Genomic DNA, 22,817 nt, shown 5'->3' on the forward strand with positions numbered 1-22,817 from the left:
TTATAATAGAAAAACAAAAAGAGACAAAACTAGGATACGTCACTAGTTTTGTCTAAGCTTATTTCTATTCATGCCTAAGAAGTTTTCTCTTTTAAAGGTTTTGTTCGTTTTCTTGTTGTTTTTTTCTTTGTCTTATTTAAGGATGCTTGGAGTGCGCTCATTAGATCTGTCACATTATCTGGAAGCTCTTTTTCCACATTATTGGCGGTAACCGTATTCTCGGCTTTTTTCTCTTCAATCAAATCCAAAAGCGCTGTTCTGTAATCATCTGTATATTTATCTGGATCAAATGTTGTTGTTAATTGATCTACTAACATTAATGCAGTTTCAAGCTCTTTTTCGATAACTGTTTGTTCGGAAGGAATATTGGGGACATCGCTAATACTTCGCACTTCATCTGGATAATGGATCGTTTCCATCACCAATGTGTTTTTATAAACACGTACGACGGCTAATTGTTCTTTAGATCGAATAATGATCTTGGCTACTCCGATTTTTCCTGAATCTTCTAGTGTCTTACGAAGAAGTATATAGGCTTTCGAACCTGTCGTATCTGGAGAGATATAGTAGCTTTTTTCAAAATAGATGGGGTCGATTTCATCTAGTTTTACAAAATCGATAATTTCGACAGCTTTATCTTCATTTTCTTTCTTTAAATTTTCTAGATCCTCTGCATCCAATACAACGAATTTGTTTTTTGTATATTCATATGCTTTTACAATATCCGTATCTTCCACTTCTTTGTTGCAATTTTCACAGAACTTTTTATAACTAATGGGTGTATTGCATTCTTTATGCAGTTGACGTAGCTTTACATCTTTGTTCTCAGTAGCAGCATGTAATTTAATCGGAATGTTGACTAAGCCAAAGCTGATACTTCCTTTCCAAACAGTGTGCATATTTTCCACTCACTTTCTTTTTCCCTTATTATCGAAGACATTGATCGTTTTTATGTATGAGATATTTGAATTGATCAAAAACTATTGAAAAAGCACAAGGGTTGGATAAATATTGAAACCAATGTTACTAACACAAGCAGAAGAAATGCCAAAAGGAAATGACTGGATATACGAAACAAAATATGATGGATTTCGTTGCCTATTAGAATGGGTGGATGAACCCGCATTGATCAGTCGAGATGGAAAAAATCTCAATCAACAATTTCCGGAAATTATAGACTTTTTGCAAGGAATAAAAGATAAAATAAGGACTTATTTGCCATTGCAATTAGATGGCGAATTAGTTTTTTTGACTAATAATTTCAAAAGTGAATTTTCAGTCATTCAACTTCGTGGAAGGATGCGCAGTCAAAATTCCATAAAAAAACATGCGGTTGAATTTCCATGTCATTTTGTCGCTTTTGATGTTCTACAACTAAAAGGAGAGAAACTGACGAATTTGGAACTAATCAAAAGAAAGGAATTATTACAGGAATTTGGTAAAGGAGCTGAACTTCCAACTTCTATCCATTATGAAAATCAAGTTCGATTACAAATTATTGATGTGTTTCTGAACGCCGAAGAACTGTGGAAAAAAGTAAAGATTCACAATGGAGAGGGGCTTATATCCAAAAAGAAGAAAAGTAATTGGATGAGCGGCATTCGAACTACCAATTGGTTAAAAATAAAAAATTGGCTCTATGTGACAGTTATTTTAACCAAATTTGATAAGAAGAATAGTTATTTTAATGGGGCAGTGTATCGAGATGATGCATTAGTTGATGTTGTTGTATTTCATCATGGTTTAAAAGAAGCAGAGTTCAAAACGTTGATGAAATTATTTGAAGAAAATGGAGAAAAATTAAAAAATGATGTCTGGGAGCTACAGCCATCTATTTGTGTGGAAATCGCTTGCATTGGTTTGTTTGGCGGTATGCTGAGGGAACCTAGATTCCATTCATTTAAGTTTAGCGTGGAACCGGAAGAGTGCGATTGGGAAGAAATGCTCCACCAACTTATACCGATACCAGAATCTGTTCAAATTACTCATCCTAATAAACCCGTATTCCACTCAATTGGCATAAGCAAACAAGATTATATCTATTATTTGCAAAATGTAGCTCCATTCATATTACCTTTTCTTCGCAGCAGACCATTAACGCTTATTCGTTATCCACATGGTGTACCAGGTGAGAGCTTTTACCAAAAGAGTAGCCCAGAAATAGTACCAGATTTTGTTTCAACCACATGGGTTGATGATATACATTTTATACTTTGCAATAACGTTGAAACACTTTTATGGTTAGGAAATCAATTAGCGATCGAGTTCCATATCCCGTTTCAACCGATTCAGACAGTCCATCCTACTGAAATTGTGTTTGATCTAGATCCGCCTTCAGTCAACGAATTTCCTTTAGCGATTGAAGCCGCTCTTCAAATGAAGGCTATCTTTGATCAGTTTGAGTTGACTGCATTCATCAAAACATCAGGTGGAAAGGGCATGCAAATATATATTCCATTACCGATAGATGCATTTTCATATGAACAAACAGGATTATTTACCAAATTTATATGTAACTTTTTAGTCGAACAAAATCCAAAATGGTTTACAATGGAGCGTTTAAAGAAGAATCGTCATAACAAACTCTATCTAGATTATGTTCAACACCATGAAGGGAAAACAATTGTAGCTCCCTATTCACCGAGGGCAAATGATGAAGGATTGATCGCAACACCTTTACATTGGGATGAGGTTCATCATTCGCTAAAACCTCAATTGTTTACGATCCGAAATGTTGAAGCACGCATTAAAGAGCAAGGGAATCCATTTCTTACATTTCGAGATGTAGCAATCGATAATGAACAGCCATTGAGTAAAGTCCTCCATCAATTAAAACATAGTTGAAACAAAAAGAAAGGAGCAATCCATTACATGGAAGGCTCCTTCTTTATAATTTATAAGTGAATCAACAAAAAATTAGATGAACTTAGCGATTTTATCTAATGATAAACGGGATGAACCATAGGCAGGACCTGCTGCTTTCCCAATTGCAATAAGTAAGATCGGTGTTAAATGAGCAGGCAATTCGAATCGATTGGCAAATGCTTTTTTATCAAATCCACCCATTGGTACTGTATCGTAACCCATTTCTTTTGCTAGAAGCATAATTTGCATAGAGATTAAACCTGCATCAAATGTCGCAATATTTGTCAACACTTCTTTTGGAAGGTTTCCGTATAGTTTTAATGAGTTTTCAATCATCATATTTTTAGTTGCTTCATTCATATAACCTAATTCAAAATTCTTATTATAAATTTCATCTACATTTTTGTACATTTCGATATCGCCTAATACAGCAATAATGGCTGAAGAAGTTTCTACTTGTTCTTGGTTATTGGCGATTTTGCGTAATTCTTTTTTTATCTGATCGTCTTGAATGACTAGAAAGCGCCAAGGTTGCAGATTACTAGATGATGGTGCTGAAGTAGCCTCTGCTATCAATTCTTCTAATTGCGATTGAGGGATTTTATATTGAGGATCATATTTTCGAACAGATTTTCGTTCATGCATAATTTTACTTAAAGAACTTTGTGCTAATGTCATAGTGAACTCTCCTTATCTATAGTACTGAGATTCTACTATACGATAAAATATTCTTAATTCCAAGTAAATTGCTCATTCTAATATATTTATAGAGTTGAATCGATTTTATCAATTTTTTAAAATTAAAATCCATATTATGAACTTGTTAGGGCAGAAAAAAATAATAGTAGCTGTGCAATATTTTCATAAGTTTAGCGCATAAATTGTCTAGTCATTAAATAATCTAGTAGTAGATATAAATTTATCCCATATAAGCAGTAAGGTCCTACTTTAAAACACAAGGAATGGGCAAAGGATAAAGATAAAGTGTGGGACCAAACTGCTCGCAAAAAAACGGTTGATTCAGCTAACACACAATGATGGCAGAACCCCCTATGTGCATCGCCCATAATAACAAGTAATCAGACACGACTTTAACATAATGAGTAACAAACAGTGGGAAATCAAGAAAACCTATTGTGTGGAATTTCACTTTATAGTAGGAGGCGAGTAAATGGTAGATGTAAACAAAGTAACAAAGGACTCAGCAAATTTGTTAGTCGAAGAGATTGAAACAACCATTCAGAACTATACTGAGGAATCTATTCAATCACTAGATAAACAAAGATATTTAGCACAAAAAAAGCAATTGTTAGTTAGTGCTTTTGGAAAAACTAGTAGCGGCATGACTCAACTGATTATAAAAGATTTGATTACAGATATCGATCAAGAACTTGCTCACTTTGATGAAATTACACGTTATTGTAATCAATACAAAGAATACTATATAGGGATTTTAAAGGTAGTGAAAGAAACGATAGAAGAATTAAAAATACTCCAATAAGCATGAAACGGGCGGTAACTCTACAGCAAGATACAGGTAAACTTCGGGAGGATAAATAGGGGAAAAACTAAAACTAATGGCTCAGCGAATACAGAGTAGGAGATGAAGAAGCTCCTTACTGTGAGACAAGGTTCAAAACACGTCTATGAAAAGTGTGCTTAAAACAGAATCAACCATTAAAAAGTCCAATGATGATTTTGTCATTGGACGTTTACTTTTGAAGCAACCTATTTTTGAAAAGGATCATTATAACTATAACTGCAAAGTTTGAATGAATCATATTTTCAAAATTCGTAACTATTATGATATGACATAAATTTTAGTAGTCGAGAAAAACTCGGATTCATCTCTATCACTTACTTTGGGGACTTAAACTCTGTCAGTGTGCGTCCGATGAGCCGCTTCTGGGAAACAGGACGTTGGTTATGTAGTCGATGCCACAGGACGTGGTCTAAACCCTCCGTTCCTTAAACTTCTCCCTCTGGGGTCTCATCTGGACGTTATTTCCTAGGAGTCACACTGGCTCCGTTTCAGCCAACATGATCAAATATCACCACGGCTTTTGGTGAAGAACTAAATCATCAAAACAATCTTCTGTATTATAAAAGAAAAATAGCAAAATAGTCGATATGACAGAAGATTCGGTAGCGTAGTAGGGTTATACTGCTATTATTAATCAATCATTGCTAGACCAAAAGTGAGTATTGATAGAACCATAATGACGGCCATTAATATAACAACAAATTTCTGTATTTTTTTATTGCTCATCTCGTTCTCTCCTTTTTTTCATTAAAATAATTTTATCAAATATAATTTATTTAACAAGTACTAGAGTTTTCTGAAAAATTTATGTACAATTGTGTTATACAACATAGAAGGAGTTGGGGGACTAATGGAGAATATCGATCATATTGGTATAGCAGTCAAAGATTTAGATGAACGCGTTATCTATTATTCAAATGTGTTGGGTATGAAAGTGATCAATGTAGAAGAAGTAGCATCTGAAGAGGTAAAAGTGGCATTTATCGATGCAGGAAACACACATATTGAATTGCTAGAACCGCTTACAAAAGAAAGCGCTATCTATAAATTCTTGGAAAAACGTGGTGAAGGCATTCATCACATTGCGCTAGCTGTTACTGATATAGAACAAGAAATGGAGAGAATGCGTGCAGAAGGTGCTCGCCTTTTATCTGACAAACCCAAAATTGGCGCAGGTGGAGCAAAAGTAGTTTTCATACATCCGAAGTCATCATACGGTGTACTTTACGAATTAGTAGACAGAAGTCAAACAAAGGAGTAATTAAGGAATATGGATATGTACGATAAAATCAACGAATTATATGACAGAAAATATGAAATCGAGCTTGGTGGGGGAGACGCTCGAATTGAAAAACAACATCAAAAAGGTAAATTGACCGCTCGTGAACGGATTGATTTATTATTGGATGAAGGAACATTTGTAGAGATTAATCCCTTCGTAAAACACCGTACAGTAGATTTTGGTATGGATAAAAAAGAAGGTCCTGGAGATGGTGTTGTAACTGGTTATGGAAAAGTAAACGGACGACCAGTTTATTTATTTTCTCAAGACTTCACAGTATTTGGTGGAGCTTTAGGGGAAATGCATGCGATGAAAATCGCGAATGTAATGGATTTAGCTGCTAAAAATGGTGCTCCATTTATTGGTATCAACGATTCAGGTGGTGCGCGTATTCAAGAAGGTGTGCTTTCACTTGATGGTTATGGTCACATATTCTATAGAAATTCCATATATTCCGGAGTCATTCCGCAAATTTCTGTTATTATGGGACCTTGTGCTGGCGGAGCTGTTTACTCTCCAGCAATCACGGATTTCATCTTAATGGTTGATAAAACATCTCAAATGTTCATCACAGGACCAAAAGTTATTGAAACCGTAACAGGTGAAAAAATCACTGCTGAAGGACTAGGCGGAGCAAAAGTCCATAACTCTGTAAGTGGTAATGCTCATTTCCGTGCAGCAGATGAAGAAACAGCCATTGAACAAATTAAACAATTACTTAGCTACTTACCACAAAATAATACAGAAAAAGCACCAATTATTGAAATAGAAAATGATTCAGAAGAAGATGATGATTATCGTTCTGAACTACTTGATCTTGTTCCAGTTGATCAAACAAAAGCATATGATGTGCGCAAAGTAATCGAACATGTCGTTGATACGGATTCTTTCATGGAAGTTCAAAAAGACTTTGCCAAAAATATTGTAATTGGTTTTGCTCGTATCAATGGTGAATCAGTGGGTCTTGTTTGTAACCAACCAAAAGTTCTTGCAGGTGGCTTAGATATCAATTCTTCCGATAAACTAGCTCGTTTTGTACGTACTTGTGACTCATTTAATATTCCAATCATTACATTCGAAGACGTTTCTGGTTTCTTCCCGGGTGTAAAACAAGAACATGGTGGAATTATCCGCCATGGTGCGAAAATTCTTTTTGCCTATTCAGAAGCAACTGTTCCAAAAATCACAGTAATCCTTCGTAAGGCTTATGGTGGTGCATATGTTGCATTAAACTCTAAATCAATCGGTGCAGATATGGTCTATGCTTGGCCAAATGCTGAAATCGCTGTTATGGGTGCTTCTGGTGCTGCAAACATCATCCACGCCGGTGAAATTGCAAAATCAGCAGATCCAGAGGCAACTCGTGCACAAAAGATCGAAGAATATAAAGAAAAATTCGCAAATCCGTATATTGCTGCAGCTCATGGCTTAGTTGATGATGTTATTGACCCACGTGAAACACGGATCAAACTAATGCAAGCACTTGAAATGCTTCGTACGAAAAAAGAAACAAGACCATTCAAAAAACATGGTAACATTCCATTGTAGTTGATGGAGAATCTCCATATATTTTAAAAATATTGAAAATTGATAAAGACTATTTCTACTGTGATTCAGCTAGAAATAGTTTTTTTATTAAAGTATTTCAGTGTTCATTTATAGTTGTTCAATACCTGTTTTTCCTTATATTTCGATCAATAGTGAAGAAGTCAATGGAAAGGTCATTTCATTCAATTTGTGATAAACTTGTGAAGGAATAAAGTAGCATAGAACTACTATAGATAAAGGAGTCTTATAATATGCCAAGTCGAATTGTAGAAGAGTTTTTAGAATTAGTTCAAATTGATTCAGAAACTTTCCATGAAGAAAAAATTTCACCTATATTGAAAAGTAAGTTAGAAGCATTAGGCTTCGATGTTTATGAAGATGATGCTGCGAGTCGTAATGGTCATGCATCAGGCAACTTAATCGCAACGTTAAAAGGGACATTAACTGATGTCCAACCAATTTACTTTACATCACATATGGATACTGTTGTGCCAGGTGTTGGGATTAAACCAATTATTAAAGAAGATGGTTATATTTACTCAGATGGTACAACAATTCTAGGATCAGACGATAAAGCGGGTCTTGCCGGTTTACTAGAGTTAGCAAAGCGTATAAAAGATGAAAATATCGAACATGGTGATATTCAATATGTGATTACTGCTGGTGAAGAAGCAGGTCTTGAAGGCGCAAAAGAATTAGACCATGAAAAAGTATATGCGAAATATGGTTTTGCTGTTGATTCAGATGGTAAAGTGGGAGAAATCGTAACAGCCGCACCTTTCCAAACTAAAATTTTGGCAACATTAAAAGGGAAAACAGCTCATGCTGGTGTAGAGCCTGAAAAAGGGATTTCAGCTATTACAATTGCTGCCAAAGCCGTAGCACGCATGAAATTAGGTCGTATCGACTCAGAAACAACAGCAAATATTGGTCGTTTTGAGGGTGGTAAAGCAACAAATATCGTCTGTGATGAAGCTTCCGTTTTAGCTGAATGCCGTTCATTGGATGAAGCGAAACTTATAGAACAACAAAAACATATGAAAGAAGCTTTCGAATCAGCAGCCAAAGAAATGGGTGGTAAAGCTGAAGTTGAAGTGAAACGTATGTATCCAGGCTTCCACTTTGGTTCAGAAGATTTAGTTGTAAAAGTAGCACAACAAGCAGTAAAAAATATTGGCCGTGAACCAAAACTAATGCAATCAGGTGGCGGAAGTGATGCAAATGTAATCGCTGGGTATGGGATTCCAACTGTCAACTTGGCTGTAGGATATGAAAAAATTCATACAACTAAAGAACGTATTCCAGTTGAAGAATTAGAAAAATTAGCCGATCTATTAGTAGAAATAGTTAAAAGTGCAGCAAAGGTAAAAGAATAACTTAACGAAGAGAGTGTGAAGCTATGCCAAATATAAAAGTCGTTGTATTTAAATGTGGAAATGAGGAATATGCCCTTCCTGTTGAAAAAGTAGTATCCATTGAAAAATTTGAAAAGGTTAACCGAATCCCACATTTACCTGACTATGTATTAGGTCTTACTAGAATTCGTGATGAATTACTGCCGGTTTTAGACTTTGAACAAATCTTATACGGGAACAGAGCCAATTCATCAGAAGCTAAAATAATTGTCCTTCAAGCGGACGAATTTGTCTTTGGACTTTTAGTGTTGGAAGCCAAAGAAATTCTAGATATTGAAGAAGATCAACTGAAGCAAGTTGGACTTGTCAATTATACAAAAACACAATATTTCAGCGCTGTTGCAAATCTAACGGATCGTATGATTACTTTAGTATCACCAGATGTATTAGTGAATACATTGGATGGTATTAAGGAACTGAAAGAATATATGAAATCACTTACGGAAGAAGAAAAGCAATCGATAATGTAAGGAAAGAAGAGATTGTGACAAAACTCCATTAAAACGAATAAACCGTATGAAATCAAATTTATAAAACTTGTTTTCATACGGTTTTATTTTTAAGATTTATAAGAAGATCATTTAGTATTTAACTTAGGTGTTAGCCTCATATAAACGGAGCAAACAATATACCGAGATCTATAACAGCACCTTGGCATATAAATATTGTTGTAAGTAAAGGTAGAACAGAAAGAGTAATTACAATGCCGGTTCTACTAACAACACACACCCAGAGCATTTTGCCAACAACGCAAGGCTGAAATCGAATGATATACTAAGAAGTTAATCAAGATTGATCCACCTATAGTCTCATGATTAAACATAAAAAATCAAATAATGAAAAATATCAATAACGCCAATGCTGATTATCGAAATTACAGCCTGAAAACGGATGTACATTGAATCGCTTCTGATTGCTTTATCTTTTACACGGATTGCTACAAAAGGTATTGTTTTACGAAAACAAGAACAGTATCGAAATTAGACACTCTCTTTTGTAACTTTTAAATCAGCAACAAACTCTACTTGATCATAATCGAAAAATTCTTTTAGGATTGTTTTCTGATCATCTTTAAATAACTCATCAGCAATCCCCTTTACGAGTTTAGGAACAGCAAATCGTAATCCTGACAATGCAGCAGCTGATATTCCATTACTGATTAGTGCAGAATAATTAAATGCGAATAAGCCATATAAAGAAACTTCTCCTTCCGGGCAATTCGCAACAAAAGAAAATTCAGGTGTTAAGTACGGATGAAGATCAATGAGTGGGTTGGCGATTTCTGGATGTGCGTTATATACATCACCCCATCGAGTGATAAAGGGTTCAACATTTTTAAGTTCAGGGCGTAATGCCGGGTCTGTTACTAGCCCAGTGCTAATAATTAAATAATCAAACGTAAAAACTTGGTGAGGTGTTTTTACCATTACTCCATCTTTTGAATCTTTTACTTCAAGCCATGGTGAGTCTAAATGTAAATGAAAACCGTCCCATGCACATGCTCGTGAAAATGTATCATTTGTAGGTGGTTGATTGAATTTAAAGAAATGGGACATGACGGCATATTTGTCATGATCGGATAGTGTGTGGAAACGACTAATGATTCCTGAGCTCTCTAGTTTACGCATAGGATTAATTCTAGGAAGTTTTTGGCGTCGAACAAAGACATGAGCCTCACTTACACTAGAAGATAAGGCAAAATTTGCATTATCAAATGCAGAGGCACCACCGCCTAAGATAGCAATTTTCTTCCCTTTTAGAGATGGAAAATCAATAGCTTCAGAAGTGTGCGCATAACGTGTTTTTGGCAAGTTATCTTTGATAAACGGGGGAATATGCCATTCGCCACCTCCTTGGATTCCAGTTGCAAGTACCACTTTTCTAGCTAGAATAGAAGAATATGTACCAGATTTTTCAACTGAAATTTTTTTAAGTTCTTTATCTATTGGTTCAATTAAAGTGACACGTACTTCATTTTGAACTGGTAATGAAAGAACTTCACGATACCATTTTAAGTAATTCATCCAGTCAGCACGTGGTATTTTATCTATTTTTTCAAAACCTTCTACTCCATATTGGGCAATCCACCATGATTGGAAGGAAAGTGAAGGAATACCAAGTTCAATGGAGGGAAGTTCTTTTGCTGTACGCAGTGTTTTCATTCGCGCATAAGTAATCCACGGACCTTCGTACCCCATCTCATTTTCATCTAAAATAACAATGTTTGTAATATGTTCTTTCAAAAGGCCAAAAGCTGTGCTCAATCCGCTTTGACCTCCCCCAATTATGACAACATCAAATATATGTTCCTCCCTATAAGAGCGTGGTTTTACCCAAGATGGCTGATTATATCCAATATAAGAAAGATCTACTAATACTTGTTTATTTAAAGTCTCTAGGCTCATCTAAACCAATCCTTTCGATATTAATTAAGAATCTAGTTGGCATCTTGATATTATTTCGCATTAACGGACAGTGAGATTCCTTGCCTCAGGATTGAGAGAGAAGTGAAAAAGATAGGGTGTGGGATAACTGCCCGTAAAAGCCGAATTTGCTCAACTAACCATCAAGCTGATCAGTGGGGGATGAAGAAAACCTCATTGATGGAAGGTTCACCTTATACCTTAACTTCCTCTATATACTTGATAGCTCCATGGCGTGACAAGTAACGGTATATGATAATGACCGTCATCTTGAATAGAAAAGCGTACAGGAATTGTTGTTAAAAAAGGTCGAGCTGAAAGCGGAACTCCTTTAGAGTGAAAATAGGCATCAAGATGAAAAACCAATTCATAGGTACCCTTTTCAAATAGTTTGTTAGGTTGAGTAGGAGTACATCGCCCGGATTCGTCTGTTTCCATTGTGAATAGAAATTGTTGGTTAAAATAAATATCTATTTGCACATTTCTAGCTGGCGTACCATGATACAAATCTAGGACATGCGTTGAAAGTGAGGTCATTTGGTTTCTCCTTATTCAGTAATTTCAATTGATTTCATTTTTTCAGTTAATTGGGTAAATCGCAGCTCAGCGATCCGATTGATCTCTTTTAAAGCAATCTGAAATTCTTCTTCATAACTGTTTGTTAATCGTGATTGCATCATTTGTAATATTTCTGATTTTGTATAATCCGCAACTGCAATGATAAATGGAAAACGAAATTTTTCTTTATAAATACGATTACAAGTTAGAAACTGATTATACTCATCTTCAGTAAGCATATTTAATCCTGCTTGTTGTTGTTCTAGAGTGGAGGTGAGGCTCATTCTTATTTTTTTCCAAGTTCTGGATGTGCTCGAATCAATTCTAGTTTTTTTTCAGTTGGTGCATCTTCTAAAACTTGTTGCATCGTTTTGAAAATGTCATTTATATGGTTAAAAGGTTTACTTCCAACTGCTTGTTGAGGAATCCATGTTGAAGATTCAAAAATATCTTGAAAAAATTCGACAAATGCATCTTTTGTAGAGTGATTGATTTTCTCTAAGAGGGGAGTCATTTAATGTCCCCCTTGTGATGCCAGTGATATATCTTTGGCTGTTTCAACCGGCTTTCCTTTCTGAGATATCAGGAGATTTAATAGTATAGCTGCTATGCTGCCGGTAATAATTCCGTCGCCGAAGAGAGTTTTGATAAATGATGGTAAGCTAGAGAATAATTCAGGAACTACTGTTGTTCCCAATCCTAATGAGATGGAAATAGCAATGATTAATAGATTGCTTTGGTTTGTAAAGTCAACTGTTGTTAACATTTTAATACCCGAAGATACAATCATTCCGAACATAACAACTGTAGCTCCTCCTAAAACAGCAGTTGGAATGAGTGTAGCAAGCGCAGCAATTTTGGGCACAAGTCCGAGAAATACTAATATAAAGCCTGCTGCAATCGTTATTCTACGATTCTTGACACCAGACATTTGAACAAGACCGACGTTTTGAGCAAATGTGCTATAAGGGAAAGCGTTGAAAATTCCGCCAAGTAAAAAAGCAAGACCTTCTGCGCGATAACCTCTTTCAAAATCTTTTGATGTTAGTCTTTGCTTTGTGATGTCACCAAGAGCTAAAAAAGCACCTGTAGATTCGATCATAATGACAATACCAACGATCAGCATCGTTAAGATTGGAACAATTTCAAATTGAGGAACACCAAAGTAAAAGGGCATTGGAAGATGAATCCAAGAAGCATCTTTTACTGTTGTGAAATTTAAAGGATTCATAAAGCTAGAGAGAACAGTACCGGCGAAAATTCCAATAAGCACAGCTATTGAGCGTATAAATCCTTTGCCGAAGTAGTGGGTGACTAAAATAATACTTAAAGTAGCTAACGATAAAAAAAGATTTTGAGCTGAACCAAAATGAGGGTTACTAGCCCCACCAGCCATATTTTTAACACCTGTTGGAATTAGTGAAAGCCCAATAATCATTACAACCGTTCCAGTGACAACTGGCGGAAACAGTTTTAAAATATGGCTGAAATATTTGGCGAAAAGTATTATGAATAGACCAGTTACAATAATAGCGCCGTAAATAGCGGTGAGGCCATATTCTTTACCAAGTGTAATCATCGGTGTAACTGCGACAAAAGAAGTACCTAAAACAACAGGTAGGCCTATTCCAAAATATTTATTTCGCCACATTTGGAATAGTGTGGCCAAACCGCAAGTAGATAAGTCAATTGCAATGAGATAAGCGAGTTGTGTGGAAGATAACCCAAGTGCCCCTCCTACAATAATAGGTACAAGCATAGCACCTGCGTACATTGCTAATACATGTTGCAAACCTAGTGACAAAGCTTTTGGATTACTGATTTGTGTTTTCATGAAGGTCCCTCCATTTCATATGTGATATTCGCTAACTAGTAGCGTTACGTTTCTTTACATAATAAAAATAAAAGGACTAAATGTCATTGGATATAATAGCTAAATTTTTATGGTTAATTTAGCTATAGTGACTGAATGTAAAATACTAACACACGTGTTGATTTTACAAAAATTAGGGGTGTCCGTTTGGCGTAATTTTTGAAAAAAACTGTATTTTTAGGACCATTTATATAGATCTTCGCTGCAATCAACGAATCCCCTATTTTTATGGATTAAATTGGATAATCAACACGTCTGAAATACTAATTGAATGTGTGCAATTTTAAATCTCTTCTTATTCGTAAAGCGAGTCTTAATTGAATAGTTACTTCAGGATCTTTTAAATCTTTTTGTAGTAATTGACTGCATTTGTCTAATCGATAAATGACTGTGTTTCGATGAACGAATAGTTTTTTGGCTCGTTTCGGATATTTGGCAATGACATTCTAAATACTCATAAAGTGTTTCGATTAGGAGTTTTTGTTCATCGGATTCAAGATTGAGCAATGGTTCAAGTAGTGTCTGATAGTAGTCGATTAAATCATTTTGCGAAATACTTTGTAATAACTCGTTAATTCCTTTTTTTCTATAAAAGTGAACGCATGTTTTGCTTTGATGATTTGAAGAAACGGCACTAAGTGCTTCCTTGTATGCTCGCTGTACATCCATAAAGGATCTTGCTGGATAACTTACACCAAAATTCATATGGAAATCTAGGAAATAAGCAATGTATAATTCTAATTCTTCTAAGAATTTAGTTAAAAATAATGTAGAATTATGGGATTGATCCTGTATTTCAAAGAGTAACACTAAATGATTATTAATCATAAATGGATATATAGGTAATTGAACTTTCTTTATACTTTCTTCACAAAATTGTTGCGTTAGTTTTGATAGGGTCAAAGAATTAAACGGAGTAGTTGTGTGTTTTGAAAGTCCGACAATGCAGAAATAAGGTTTATCACTACGTAAAGATAATTCTTCAGAACAAATCTTGGCAAATGAAGGTGTTTGGATGTTGCTATCTATAAATTCTTGAAATGTTTGATTGCGAATCGTACGCGTCTGTTGTTCCAAAGTTTGTTCTTGCATGATCGCAAATGATAGGACGTTGATAGCTTGTTTAATAAATAAATGCTTCTGAAATTGTTCTTCATTAATACAACCTTCGATCATCAAAAAACAGTTTTTGGTTAAATTCGTATGTACTGGGTAAAGGGTATAGGTACAATGATCTTCTAGTAATGATATACTCCATGGTTGTTCCGGTAAAGTTGGGTAACGCCCTCCTTTTTTAATTGTTTCATGTAAGGATGGAGGAATATGTAAATTGCGTTGTGACATATGCATTGGATGAAAGAAATAATTGATTAAGTTTACCTTTTGGTCAATAGTAGTGGATAATTTTTGAAGTAATTGTTGGATTCCGTGACCGCTTAAAATTAAATCAGTAAACTGATGATGAATGATCATTGCTTTGTTTAGTAAAGAAGCTTCATTTTGTAAAATTTTTTCTGTTATTAGAAAGTTGATTTCTCCAAGCGATAAATGTTCAGGCAATTGAATGAAAGGTAAGTTCAACTGGTCTGCAAGGTCTAGAATATCTTGTGGAATGATATGAAGAAAGCGATTTTTTTTAATGGCGATGCCAGCGCATCCAGCTTGATGCATACTTTCTAATAAGCTATGAAAATGCTCCTCATTATTTTTTAAGTGATAAGCGGTGGTAATAATAAGTTGGTTGGGGAGTAAGTAGTGCATAATATCGGGTGCGTCCATCATTGTAACAGATTTCACAGGATGATTTGTACCGTTTTCTCCGGCAATAATTGTAATTGGTGATAATTCTTTTACATTTAATAATTGTAGTATATCCATACCAAATTCCCCCTTTTAATCTAATATATGATATGTTATAAAAACTAACATAATTATGTAGATAATTCAAACGTTGTTGGTCAATTTATCTAAAGGTTTACATATCTTTCTACAATTACTCCAATGAACTATGTACTTTCTTTTTTTAAAATAGAATTGTAGCAGAAAAAGGTGGAGAAGTGCATAAGTCTTTATTCAGTAGAAAAAATTTGGAGCGAAACAGGTATATCTGAATGTTAATTTTATATTGATAAAAAATGTTCGTATTTTTTATCTAAATTTTGCATTGTGAAATTGATTTAGTCATAAAAAATGGCTATTCATTAGTTCGAGATTTAGAAATCAGCTGTTAAAAGACGTGCCTTATAAATTAGCCTATGAAGGAGTGGAATGATATGAATTACCATCAATTACAAACACCTAATCGTACAATTATGACCCCTGGTCCAGTGGAAGTAGATCCTAGAGTTCTGCAAGCAATGTCAGCACCAATTCTAGGACAATTTGATCCAACCTTTACAGAGATTATGAATGAAGTAATGGAAATGTTACGTCTGGTATTCCAAACTAATAATAAATGGGCATTTCCTATAGATGGCACTTCACGAGCTGGTACAGAAGCATTGTTATGTAGTGTGATAGAACCTGGAGATCGAGTTCTTGTACCAATTTTTGGACGCTTTGGTCATTTGCTTGTTGAAATCTGTGAACGATGTGGCGCCGATGTTTATACGATGGAAACAACTTGGGGGACAGTATTTGAAGAAAAAGATATTATCGAAAAGATAAACCAAATTCAACCTAAAATTGTGGCAATCGTTCATGGTGAAACGAGTACTGGATGTATGCAGCCTTTAATAGAAATTGGTAAAATGTGTCGACAACAAAACCGGTTATTGATTGTTGATGCGGTGGCTTCTTTAGGTGGGGTTAACATTCCAGTTGATGACTGGAACATTGATGGGATTATCGCTGGCACACAAAAATGTCTATCTATTCCTCCAGGTATGTCATTGATCACATACAATGAAAGAATAGAAGAAATTATTCAACACAGAAAAAAGGTGGAATATGGAATTGCGACTGATGAAGATTGTAAGCAAAATGATTCTAAGACAATTCAGAGTAACTATTTAGACTTGGCAATGCTTCAAGATTATTGGAGTCCACGTCGATTAAATCATCATACTGAAGCTACCTCTATGATTTATGCATTACGAGAAGGGTTACGGTTGGTTTTAGAAGAAGGAATATATGAGCGATTCGGACGACATCAATATCATGAAAAAGCATTAATTGAAGGAATTAAAGGTATGGGTCTAGAACTTTATGGGGATTTAACATGTAAACTTCCTACAGTAACTTGTGTAACGATTCCTGAAGGGATAGATGGAGAGTCGGTTCGTCATTTTATGTTAGAACAATTTGGTGTGGAAATTGCATCATCATTTGGACCACTTAAAGGGAAAATATGGAGAATAGGAACGATGGGTTATAGTTGCCGTAAAGAAAATGTTATAAAAGTACTACAGGCGCTTGAAGCAGCATTAATTCGCCATGGATACGAACCAAATCGTGGGCAAGCGGTAGAAGCATCACTTGATTTTTATGAAGCCCCCAGATATTCAAAGAAATCAGGTGTTGTGCAATGATTATACTATGAGGAGTACATATAATAATTTTTTGTTTAACTATATATTGACATACAATTTTGAATTTTGCTAATATAAGGAAAACTTAATCTTCCATTAACAGACAGTAAGCCAACACTTCTAGACTAAAGTAAAAGACTAGAAGATAAGTTGTGGAACAACTGCTACACCTAGTATTGGTTCTGACCAATAGGTGGTGTTGATCAATCTGATGTTGCCACGGGGTATGACAAATCTAACGTAAGTTTCTTTTTCTTCCTAGTCATGCAGGAAGCCCACACTATGTTAAATCTTACTTTATCTTGATTCAGCGGGAAACAAACACTCGCTGAATTAAGAATAAAGCCAGATGGCACAGATTCTAAAAATCCAGACACAATTCCGCTGGAGCATAATTGATAAGGCTACTGAAAAACTAAGGATCGTCATTTTATTGATAAAGATCTATCTTTTCTTTTATTCTTTGAACTGAAAAAGTTGCTGTTTACCATGCCTTTGGAGAAAAATCGCTTTTTTCAGTAGCCTTCTAATTGATAGGAGAGGAGTGATTGGCTAGTGTCTAGATTGCATGAATTTCAAGAAGTGTTCCAGAAGGTCCAGATGCTGAACGTGTTATTGAAGAACTTGCACAGGATCATGATATCATTTTTACTACAAGCTTTGGTTATATGGATCCAACTATTAGCGTTGCTAAAAAACATCCAGATGTTTTATTTATGCATGCTACAGGATACAAGACAGCAGAAAATGTTGGTACATATCAAACAAAAGGATATGAATCAGGTTATTTATCGGGATTAGCTGCTGGGGCAATAACCAAAAATAAGAAAATCGGTTATGTTGGTGCATTTCCAATTCCTGAAGTAATTTATACGATTAATGCATTTACTTTAGCCGCTCAAAGTGTGAACCCTGATACTAAAGTAAATGTTGTTTGGAGTAATACTTGGTTTGATCCAACAGCTGAGCGGCAGGCTGCGATTAGTTTACTCGATAAGGGTGTTGATGTATTAGCAAACTATCAAGATTCTCCTGCTGGCATCCAAGCAGCTGCTAAACGAGGCGTTTGGGGCATGGGGAATGATGCGGATATGAGTGAATATGCGCCTGAAACGTATATTACCAACCCGGTCATTCATTGGGGACCATACTATGTAGAAGTAGTTCAAAGTTGGATTGATGGTACATGGAAATCTGAATCTTACCTAGGTGGCATTAAAGAAGGAATGGCTGATATTGCGCCATTCGGTAAAAATGTACCGAAAAAGGTTCAAGATCTAGTGAACGAGAAAAAACAAGAAATGGCTGATGGTAAATTTGAAGTATTCAAAGGTCCTATTTACGACAACAAGGGTAAATTGCGTGTAGCTGAAGGAGAAACAATGTCAGTTGAAGACATTTTAGCAATGGATTGGTTAGTGAAAGGAGTGAATGGTACAATTCCTAAATAATCTATTCAATTAAATAAAGCTTTGAAAACTACTCTATCTTTTTCGGGATTTAGGGTAGTTTTTTTATCATATATCTTTTTAAAATGGAGAGAATATTTAATAAAAAAGTAAAATATTTAAATTTTATCCTTGCCTGCCTCTTCCTTATAAATAGATCCAATAGAAAACTGGAAAATGGGAAGGTAAATCATCATAAGATGCAGAGATTCAAATGTGCATCACATATTGGAAGAAAATTAATTTGTACCAATTAAGCGAAATGTACTCATTTGGTGAGATAAACGTTTGAAAGTGAATATTTGAACAAAATGTTCAAAAAAATACTTTTAAATAATTTGTATAGCGTTACTCGTACATATTATTTTGAAAACTACCTATACTTACATTGTAAAGGAGGGATTTATATGCCAATATTAGACAACTGGCAACAGTGGACATCATTTTTAGGTCAAAATGTAGACAAAGCTGAAGAATCTGGTATGCCTAATCATGTAATCCAACAAGCAGCGGTACAAATCGGAGAGTACTTAGCTAATAATGTTGATCCAAAAAACGAACAACAACGTGTACTGTCTGATTTGTGGGGAGTCGCTTCAGAAAGCGAAAAGGAATCCTTAGCAAATTGTGTTATTAAGTTAGTACAAAATAGTAAATTGCAATAAAAAAGTAAACAAAGCCTCGGATCGGTCCTCAGAAGATGAACGGTCTGAGGCTTTTCATATAATGTTTATATAGGATTTCAATTATCTGTTTTTCATTTCTATTCGCAAAAATAAATAGGCAGTAAGCTCTCACATCAGATTTCCAGTAGTAAGCAAGAAAATAAGCGTGGAAATAACTCCCAGGCAAAGCTTGATAGGTTCAATTGCCACAAGTATGAAGAAATTCATATGACCTACTTATTAAGTAGCCATGAAGCAAATTCCACTGTGACAGGCTTCACTTTTGTTGTTCTTCATTTATAAGTTGAGTTTGAGCTATTCACGTCTCCACTCATCAGCTAGTATGCTATAAACAACATGATCTACAAAATGATCATAAAGCCATTCATTACTACGTAGTATGCCTTCTTCTGTGTATTCTAAACGTTGTGGGATACTTCTACTTTTTTGATTGCCTACAGCAGCTCGAATTTCAACTTTATTCATATGTAATTCAACGAAAGCATAATCAGTCAATGCTCTAGCTGCCTGAGTCATGATGCCATTTCCTTGATAGGCACTACTTAACCAGTAACCAATATAAGTGATTCGATTATTTCGATCAATTTCGTTGAATCCAGAAATTCCAACTATTTTGCCCTTCCAAATAATCGCAAAATTCAACAGTGTGCCAGCCTTTTCACCCTTTTGACTGGATATAATATAGTTTTTTGAATCTTCCACTGTTTTTGTAGCATCCACCCACGGTAACCATTCCCTTAAATATAATCGGTCTTTGTCTGTTAAAGTAAATAGAATCTCTGCATCTTCTATCGCAACAGGTCGTAACAAAAGTTCATCGGAAATTTTTATCATCTGATCCCCACCTTTGAAGTATTCCTATCATTGTAATACAAAATTCTATTTTTTGACAATACATAATTGGAATTTTTATCCCGTTTTAACGGCAGTAAGACTTCCATCTCAAGATTTAGAGAGAAATAAGAAAGTTAGATGGAGGATCAATTCCCCGTTAAAATCCGATTGTTTCGGACCAACAAGATATTAATCCCTCACAGGACACGGCGCTTTTAACCTGAGTTCCTCTACTTCAGTGGGAAATGAAGAAAACCCCCACTGATGGAAGCTTCACTTTATCCCACATCTAACCATATTAAGACTCTCACTGTGTGAAGCATCATCTTATATTTGTAAATAATGTTGTATCATCTTTGTTTTTGTTATACTAGAGGGAGAACGTTTGGTCGATTATGGAGGAGATATATGGCTACTCAAGGGAGAATACTATTTCATATTGATATGAACTGCTTTTATGCTTCCGTTGAACAAGCGCATAATTCTGAATTAAAAGGGAAAGCATTAGCTATTGCGGGCAATCCAAAAGAACGAAGAGGTATTTTAGTGACTTGTTCTTATGAAGCAAGAGCAAAGGGTGTTTATACAACAATGTCTGTTTGGGAAGCAAAACGTAAATGTCCAGAACTTATCCTAATGGCTCCTAATTTTGAACGCTACCGACAAGCATCACAAGCAATGTTTTCCATACTTCGGTCATACACATCATTAGTTGAACCGGTGTCCATCGATGAAGGCTATATAGATGTTACGAATATCGTGCATGGACAAGATGCTATGGAGCTTGCTGAATCTATTCAAATGCGAATTTTACATGAACTTGATTTACCGTGTTCAATTGGGATTGCACCAAACAAGTTCTTAGCCAAAATGGCTTCGGATATGAAAAAACCAATGGGTATTACCGTTCTAAGAAAACGTGATGTTTCCAAAATGTTGTGGCATTTGCCTGTTATTGAGATGCATGGAGTAGGAGAAAGTACAGCTCAAAAGCTGAAGGGATTAGGAATTCTCACAATAGGAGATCTTGCTAATATAGAGGATTATGTGATGAAATCGAACTTTGGAAAAAACGGACTCCGACTGAAAAATCGTGCCAACGGGATTGATCAGCGAGAAGTGGATCCAAACTCTATTTATGATACAAAATCAATTGGTAATTCGATGACCTTTCCAACTGACTTGGTCGAACTATCAGAGCTTATTGTAGCCATAAAGAAATTGTGTGGAAAAGTAGCAAAACGATTGGATGCCAAAAATTTAGTAGGATATACGGTTTCAGTGATGATTCGCGATATAGATTGGCATAATAGCAGTCGTAGCAAAACAGTATCCAACGCTATTTATAAACAAACAGATATCGAATCTATTGCTATTGCGCTGACGAAAAAACATTGGAATGGTTCACCCGTTCGGCTACTAGGTGTAACTGTTAGTAATGTTATGGATAAAAAAGAAACGGTTGAACAGCTTTCTATATTCACGTTTGAAAAATATGTAAAGGAAGAACCCATATTGAAAATTGTGGAGGAATTACAGCATAAATACGGGAAAGATATTATTACCAAAGGCATTAAAAATGTGAAAAAAACAACTTATGATTCTCAAACAAGTTTTAGCAAAGACTTTTTAGATGATCATAAACGGTAGGAGGAAAATCATTGCATATTCAATTTTTAGGTACAGGTGCAGGAATGCCTTCTAAATCACGCAATGTAAGTTCTTTAGCTTTAAAATTATTAGAGGAAAGAGGGACCATTTGGTTATTTGATTGTGGAGAAGCGACTCAACATCAAATATTACATACAACGATCAAACCCCGTAAGATAGAAAAAGTGTTTATCACTCATTTACATGGTGATCACATTTATGGATTACCTGGCTTGCTGGGATCACGTTCATTTTTAGGAGGAGATCAGCCATTAACCCTTTATGGGCCTAAAGGATTAAAAGAGTGGATTCAACTGACATTCCAAACATCTCAAACACATTTAAATTATACGATTGAGTTTGTAGAAGTGGAAGAAGGGGTAGTTTTTGAAGACGAAGATTTTATCGTGACTGCCATGCCGTTACAACACGTTATACCGTGCTTTGGCTATCGAGTCGTGCAAAAGCCGTTGCAAGGTGCATTGCAATTTGAAAAGGCACAAGCTCTAGGGGTTCCCAAGGGTCCTTTGTTAGGACAACTCAAAAATGGCCATGATATTAGGTTAGAAGATGGGACGATGATTCGAAGCAAAGATGTCACAAATCCTCCTCAAAAAGGATTTACAGTCGCGATCTTAGGTGATACGCGTTACTGTGAAAATGCGGTTAAACTCAGTCAAGATGCAGATATCATTATCCATGAAGCGACTTTTGATCATTCTACTAGGGAATTGGCTTCTAATTATGGTCATTCGACGAATATGGATGCAGCAAATATTGCGCTTAAAGCAGGTGTCCGAAATTTATTGTTAAATCACTTAAGTGCCCGTTTTTTTCCACAAGACATTGAAAGAATGCTAAAAGAAGTGAAAAGTGTAATCCCCCATTCATTTATTGCAAACGATTTGGAAGAGTTTTGTTGGGCGCATGGGAATTTAGAAATCGCAAAAAAATAGAAAAATGTGCTAAAAATCTCTATCAATAATTATTTGCTCTTTGTTCTTTTTGAAAAATTTCAGACTGCTAACAAGCGTTATACAGACAAAGTGGAAAAAAGGAAAACGCAAGTTATCAGTCTGAAAATAAATAGGAGGCTTCAACCTCAAGCTACTAACTGCTTTGATGGCACCGAGGATCATCGCTGTTATAGCTTGGATTGTAT

22 protein-coding genes are annotated in these 22,817 nt (G+C 35.4%); 11 read left to right on the plus strand and 11 right to left on the minus strand.

Annotation, left to right across the window (positions count from 1 at the left end; all coding sequences use genetic code 11):
• Positions 1-74: 74 nt before the first annotated feature.
• Positions 75-899, minus strand: a complete 825-nt coding sequence (ku, locus tag FEZ13_RS02845; RefSeq protein ID WP_146551379.1) for a non-homologous end joining protein Ku — start codon at positions 897-899, stop codon at positions 75-77.
• A 112-nt stretch (positions 900-1,011) separates the two neighbouring features.
• Here ku and FEZ13_RS02850 point away from each other — a divergent pair, with 112 nt between their 5' ends.
• Complete coding sequence (locus FEZ13_RS02850) at positions 1,012-2,844, plus strand: DNA ligase D (protein WP_146551380.1); 1,833 nt, start codon at positions 1,012-1,014, stop codon at positions 2,842-2,844.
• A gap of 72 nt (positions 2,845-2,916) precedes the next feature.
• Here FEZ13_RS02850 and FEZ13_RS02855 read toward each other — a convergent pair whose 3' ends face one another.
• Positions 2,917-3,543 carry a nitroreductase family protein gene (locus tag FEZ13_RS02855; RefSeq protein ID WP_146551381.1) on the minus strand — a complete coding sequence of 209 codons (627 nt, stop codon included), beginning with the start codon at positions 3,541-3,543 and terminating at the stop codon, positions 2,917-2,919.
• Positions 3,544-4,036: 493 nt separating this feature from the next.
• Between FEZ13_RS02855 and FEZ13_RS02860 the strand changes: the two genes are divergently transcribed.
• Positions 4,037-4,366: a hypothetical protein gene (locus FEZ13_RS02860; protein ID WP_146551382.1), complete on the plus strand. Its 330-nt coding sequence runs from the start codon at positions 4,037-4,039 to the stop codon at positions 4,364-4,366.
• Positions 4,367-5,038: 672 nt separating this feature from the next.
• Here FEZ13_RS02860 and prli42 read toward each other — a convergent pair.
• Positions 5,039-5,134: a stressosome-associated protein Prli42 gene (gene prli42, locus FEZ13_RS19295; RefSeq protein WP_186725739.1), complete on the minus strand. Its 96-nt coding sequence runs from the start codon at positions 5,132-5,134 to the stop codon at positions 5,039-5,041.
• Positions 5,135-5,258: 124 nt separating this feature from the next.
• Here prli42 and mce point away from each other — a divergent pair, with 124 nt between their 5' ends.
• The 4 genes from mce (at position 5,259) to FEZ13_RS02880 (ending at position 9,123) form a co-directional block, all read left to right on the plus strand.
• Positions 5,259-5,669, plus strand: coding sequence for a methylmalonyl-CoA epimerase (mce, locus tag FEZ13_RS02865; protein WP_146548407.1), 411 nt, complete (start codon positions 5,259-5,261; stop codon positions 5,667-5,669).
• Between the two features lie 9 nt (positions 5,670-5,678).
• Positions 5,679-7,238 carry an acyl-CoA carboxylase subunit beta gene (locus FEZ13_RS02870; protein WP_146551383.1) on the plus strand — a complete coding sequence of 520 codons (1,560 nt, stop codon included), beginning with the start codon at positions 5,679-5,681 and terminating at the stop codon, positions 7,236-7,238.
• Positions 7,239-7,489: 251 nt separating this feature from the next.
• Positions 7,490-8,614 (plus strand): M20/M25/M40 family metallo-hydrolase, encoded by a 1,125-nt coding sequence (locus FEZ13_RS02875; RefSeq protein WP_146551384.1) that lies wholly within the window; start codon positions 7,490-7,492, stop codon positions 8,612-8,614.
• Between the two features lie 23 nt (positions 8,615-8,637).
• A complete protein-coding gene (locus FEZ13_RS02880) occupies positions 8,638-9,123 on the plus strand; it encodes a chemotaxis protein CheW (protein ID WP_146551385.1) in 486 nt (161 codons plus the stop codon).
• 510 nt (positions 9,124-9,633) lie between these two features.
• Here the strand turns inward: FEZ13_RS02880 and FEZ13_RS02885 are convergent.
• The 7 genes from FEZ13_RS02885 to FEZ13_RS02915 all read right to left on the minus strand — a co-directional run bounded on the left by FEZ13_RS02885 (position 9,634) and on the right by FEZ13_RS02915 (position 15,385).
• Positions 9,634-11,058 carry an NAD(P)-binding domain-containing protein gene (locus FEZ13_RS02885; protein WP_146551386.1) on the minus strand — a complete coding sequence of 475 codons (1,425 nt, stop codon included), beginning with the start codon at positions 11,056-11,058 and terminating at the stop codon, positions 9,634-9,636.
• 219 nt (positions 11,059-11,277) lie between these two features.
• Positions 11,278-11,613, minus strand: a complete 336-nt coding sequence (uraH, locus tag FEZ13_RS02890) for a hydroxyisourate hydrolase (protein ID WP_146551387.1) — start codon at positions 11,611-11,613, stop codon at positions 11,278-11,280.
• An 11-nt stretch (positions 11,614-11,624) separates the two neighbouring features.
• The gene (gene uraD / locus FEZ13_RS20360) at positions 11,625-11,918 is read right to left on the minus strand and encodes a 2-oxo-4-hydroxy-4-carboxy-5-ureidoimidazoline decarboxylase (RefSeq protein ID WP_146551388.1); all 294 of its coding nucleotides are present in this window, start codon (positions 11,916-11,918) and stop codon (positions 11,625-11,627) included.
• A gap of 2 nt (positions 11,919-11,920) precedes the next feature.
• Positions 11,921-12,148 (minus strand): 2-oxo-4-hydroxy-4-carboxy-5-ureidoimidazoline decarboxylase, encoded by a 228-nt coding sequence (locus FEZ13_RS20365; RefSeq protein WP_146551389.1) that lies wholly within the window; start codon positions 12,146-12,148, stop codon positions 11,921-11,923.
• A complete protein-coding gene (locus tag FEZ13_RS02905) occupies positions 12,149-13,468 on the minus strand; it encodes a nucleobase:cation symporter-2 family protein (RefSeq protein ID WP_146551390.1) in 1,320 nt (439 codons plus the stop codon). It abuts the gene before it with no gap.
• A 302-nt stretch (positions 13,469-13,770) separates the two neighbouring features.
• On the minus strand, positions 13,771-13,893 hold the full coding sequence (locus FEZ13_RS20370) for a helix-turn-helix domain-containing protein (protein WP_370467675.1): 123 nt from the start codon (positions 13,891-13,893) through the stop codon (positions 13,771-13,773).
• Positions 13,838-15,385 (minus strand): PucR family transcriptional regulator, encoded by a 1,548-nt coding sequence (locus tag FEZ13_RS02915; protein ID WP_146551391.1) that lies wholly within the window; start codon positions 15,383-15,385, stop codon positions 13,838-13,840. The genes FEZ13_RS20370 and FEZ13_RS02915 overlap by 56 nt, the downstream gene beginning before the upstream one ends.
• Before the next feature lie 395 nt (positions 15,386-15,780).
• Between FEZ13_RS02915 and FEZ13_RS02920 the strand changes: the two genes are divergently transcribed.
• The 3 genes from FEZ13_RS02920 (at position 15,781) to FEZ13_RS02930 (ending at position 19,150) form a co-directional block, all read left to right on the plus strand.
• The gene (locus FEZ13_RS02920) at positions 15,781-17,037 is read left to right on the plus strand and encodes a pyridoxal-phosphate-dependent aminotransferase family protein (protein WP_146551392.1); all 1,257 of its coding nucleotides are present in this window, start codon (positions 15,781-15,783) and stop codon (positions 17,035-17,037) included.
• 572 nt (positions 17,038-17,609) lie between these two features.
• Positions 17,610-18,488, plus strand: coding sequence for a BMP family ABC transporter substrate-binding protein (locus tag FEZ13_RS02925; RefSeq protein WP_146551393.1), 879 nt, complete (start codon positions 17,610-17,612; stop codon positions 18,486-18,488).
• A gap of 404 nt (positions 18,489-18,892) precedes the next feature.
• Positions 18,893-19,150 carry a DUF3243 domain-containing protein gene (locus FEZ13_RS02930; protein WP_146548434.1) on the plus strand — a complete coding sequence of 86 codons (258 nt, stop codon included), beginning with the start codon at positions 18,893-18,895 and terminating at the stop codon, positions 19,148-19,150.
• A gap of 315 nt (positions 19,151-19,465) precedes the next feature.
• On the opposite strand, the gene FEZ13_RS02935 is transcribed toward FEZ13_RS02930, so the two are convergent.
• On the minus strand, positions 19,466-20,005 hold the full coding sequence (locus tag FEZ13_RS02935; protein WP_146551394.1) for a GNAT family N-acetyltransferase: 540 nt from the start codon (positions 20,003-20,005) through the stop codon (positions 19,466-19,468).
• A 408-nt stretch (positions 20,006-20,413) separates the two neighbouring features.
• Between FEZ13_RS02935 and FEZ13_RS02940 the strand changes: the two genes are divergently transcribed.
• Both FEZ13_RS02940 and rnz read left to right on the plus strand, forming a co-directional pair.
• Entirely contained in the window at positions 20,414-21,655 is a 1,242-nt protein-coding gene (locus tag FEZ13_RS02940) for a DNA polymerase IV (protein WP_146551395.1), read from the plus strand.
• A gap of 11 nt (positions 21,656-21,666) precedes the next feature.
• On the plus strand, positions 21,667-22,611 hold the full coding sequence (gene rnz, locus FEZ13_RS02945) for a ribonuclease Z (protein WP_146551396.1): 945 nt from the start codon (positions 21,667-21,669) through the stop codon (positions 22,609-22,611).
• Positions 22,612-22,817: the final 206 nt, after the last annotated feature.

The organism is Rummeliibacillus sp. SL167 (assembly GCF_007896505.1).
In the GTDB taxonomy this organism is placed as follows: Bacteria; Bacillota; Bacilli; order Bacillales_A; family Planococcaceae; genus Rummeliibacillus; species Rummeliibacillus suwonensis.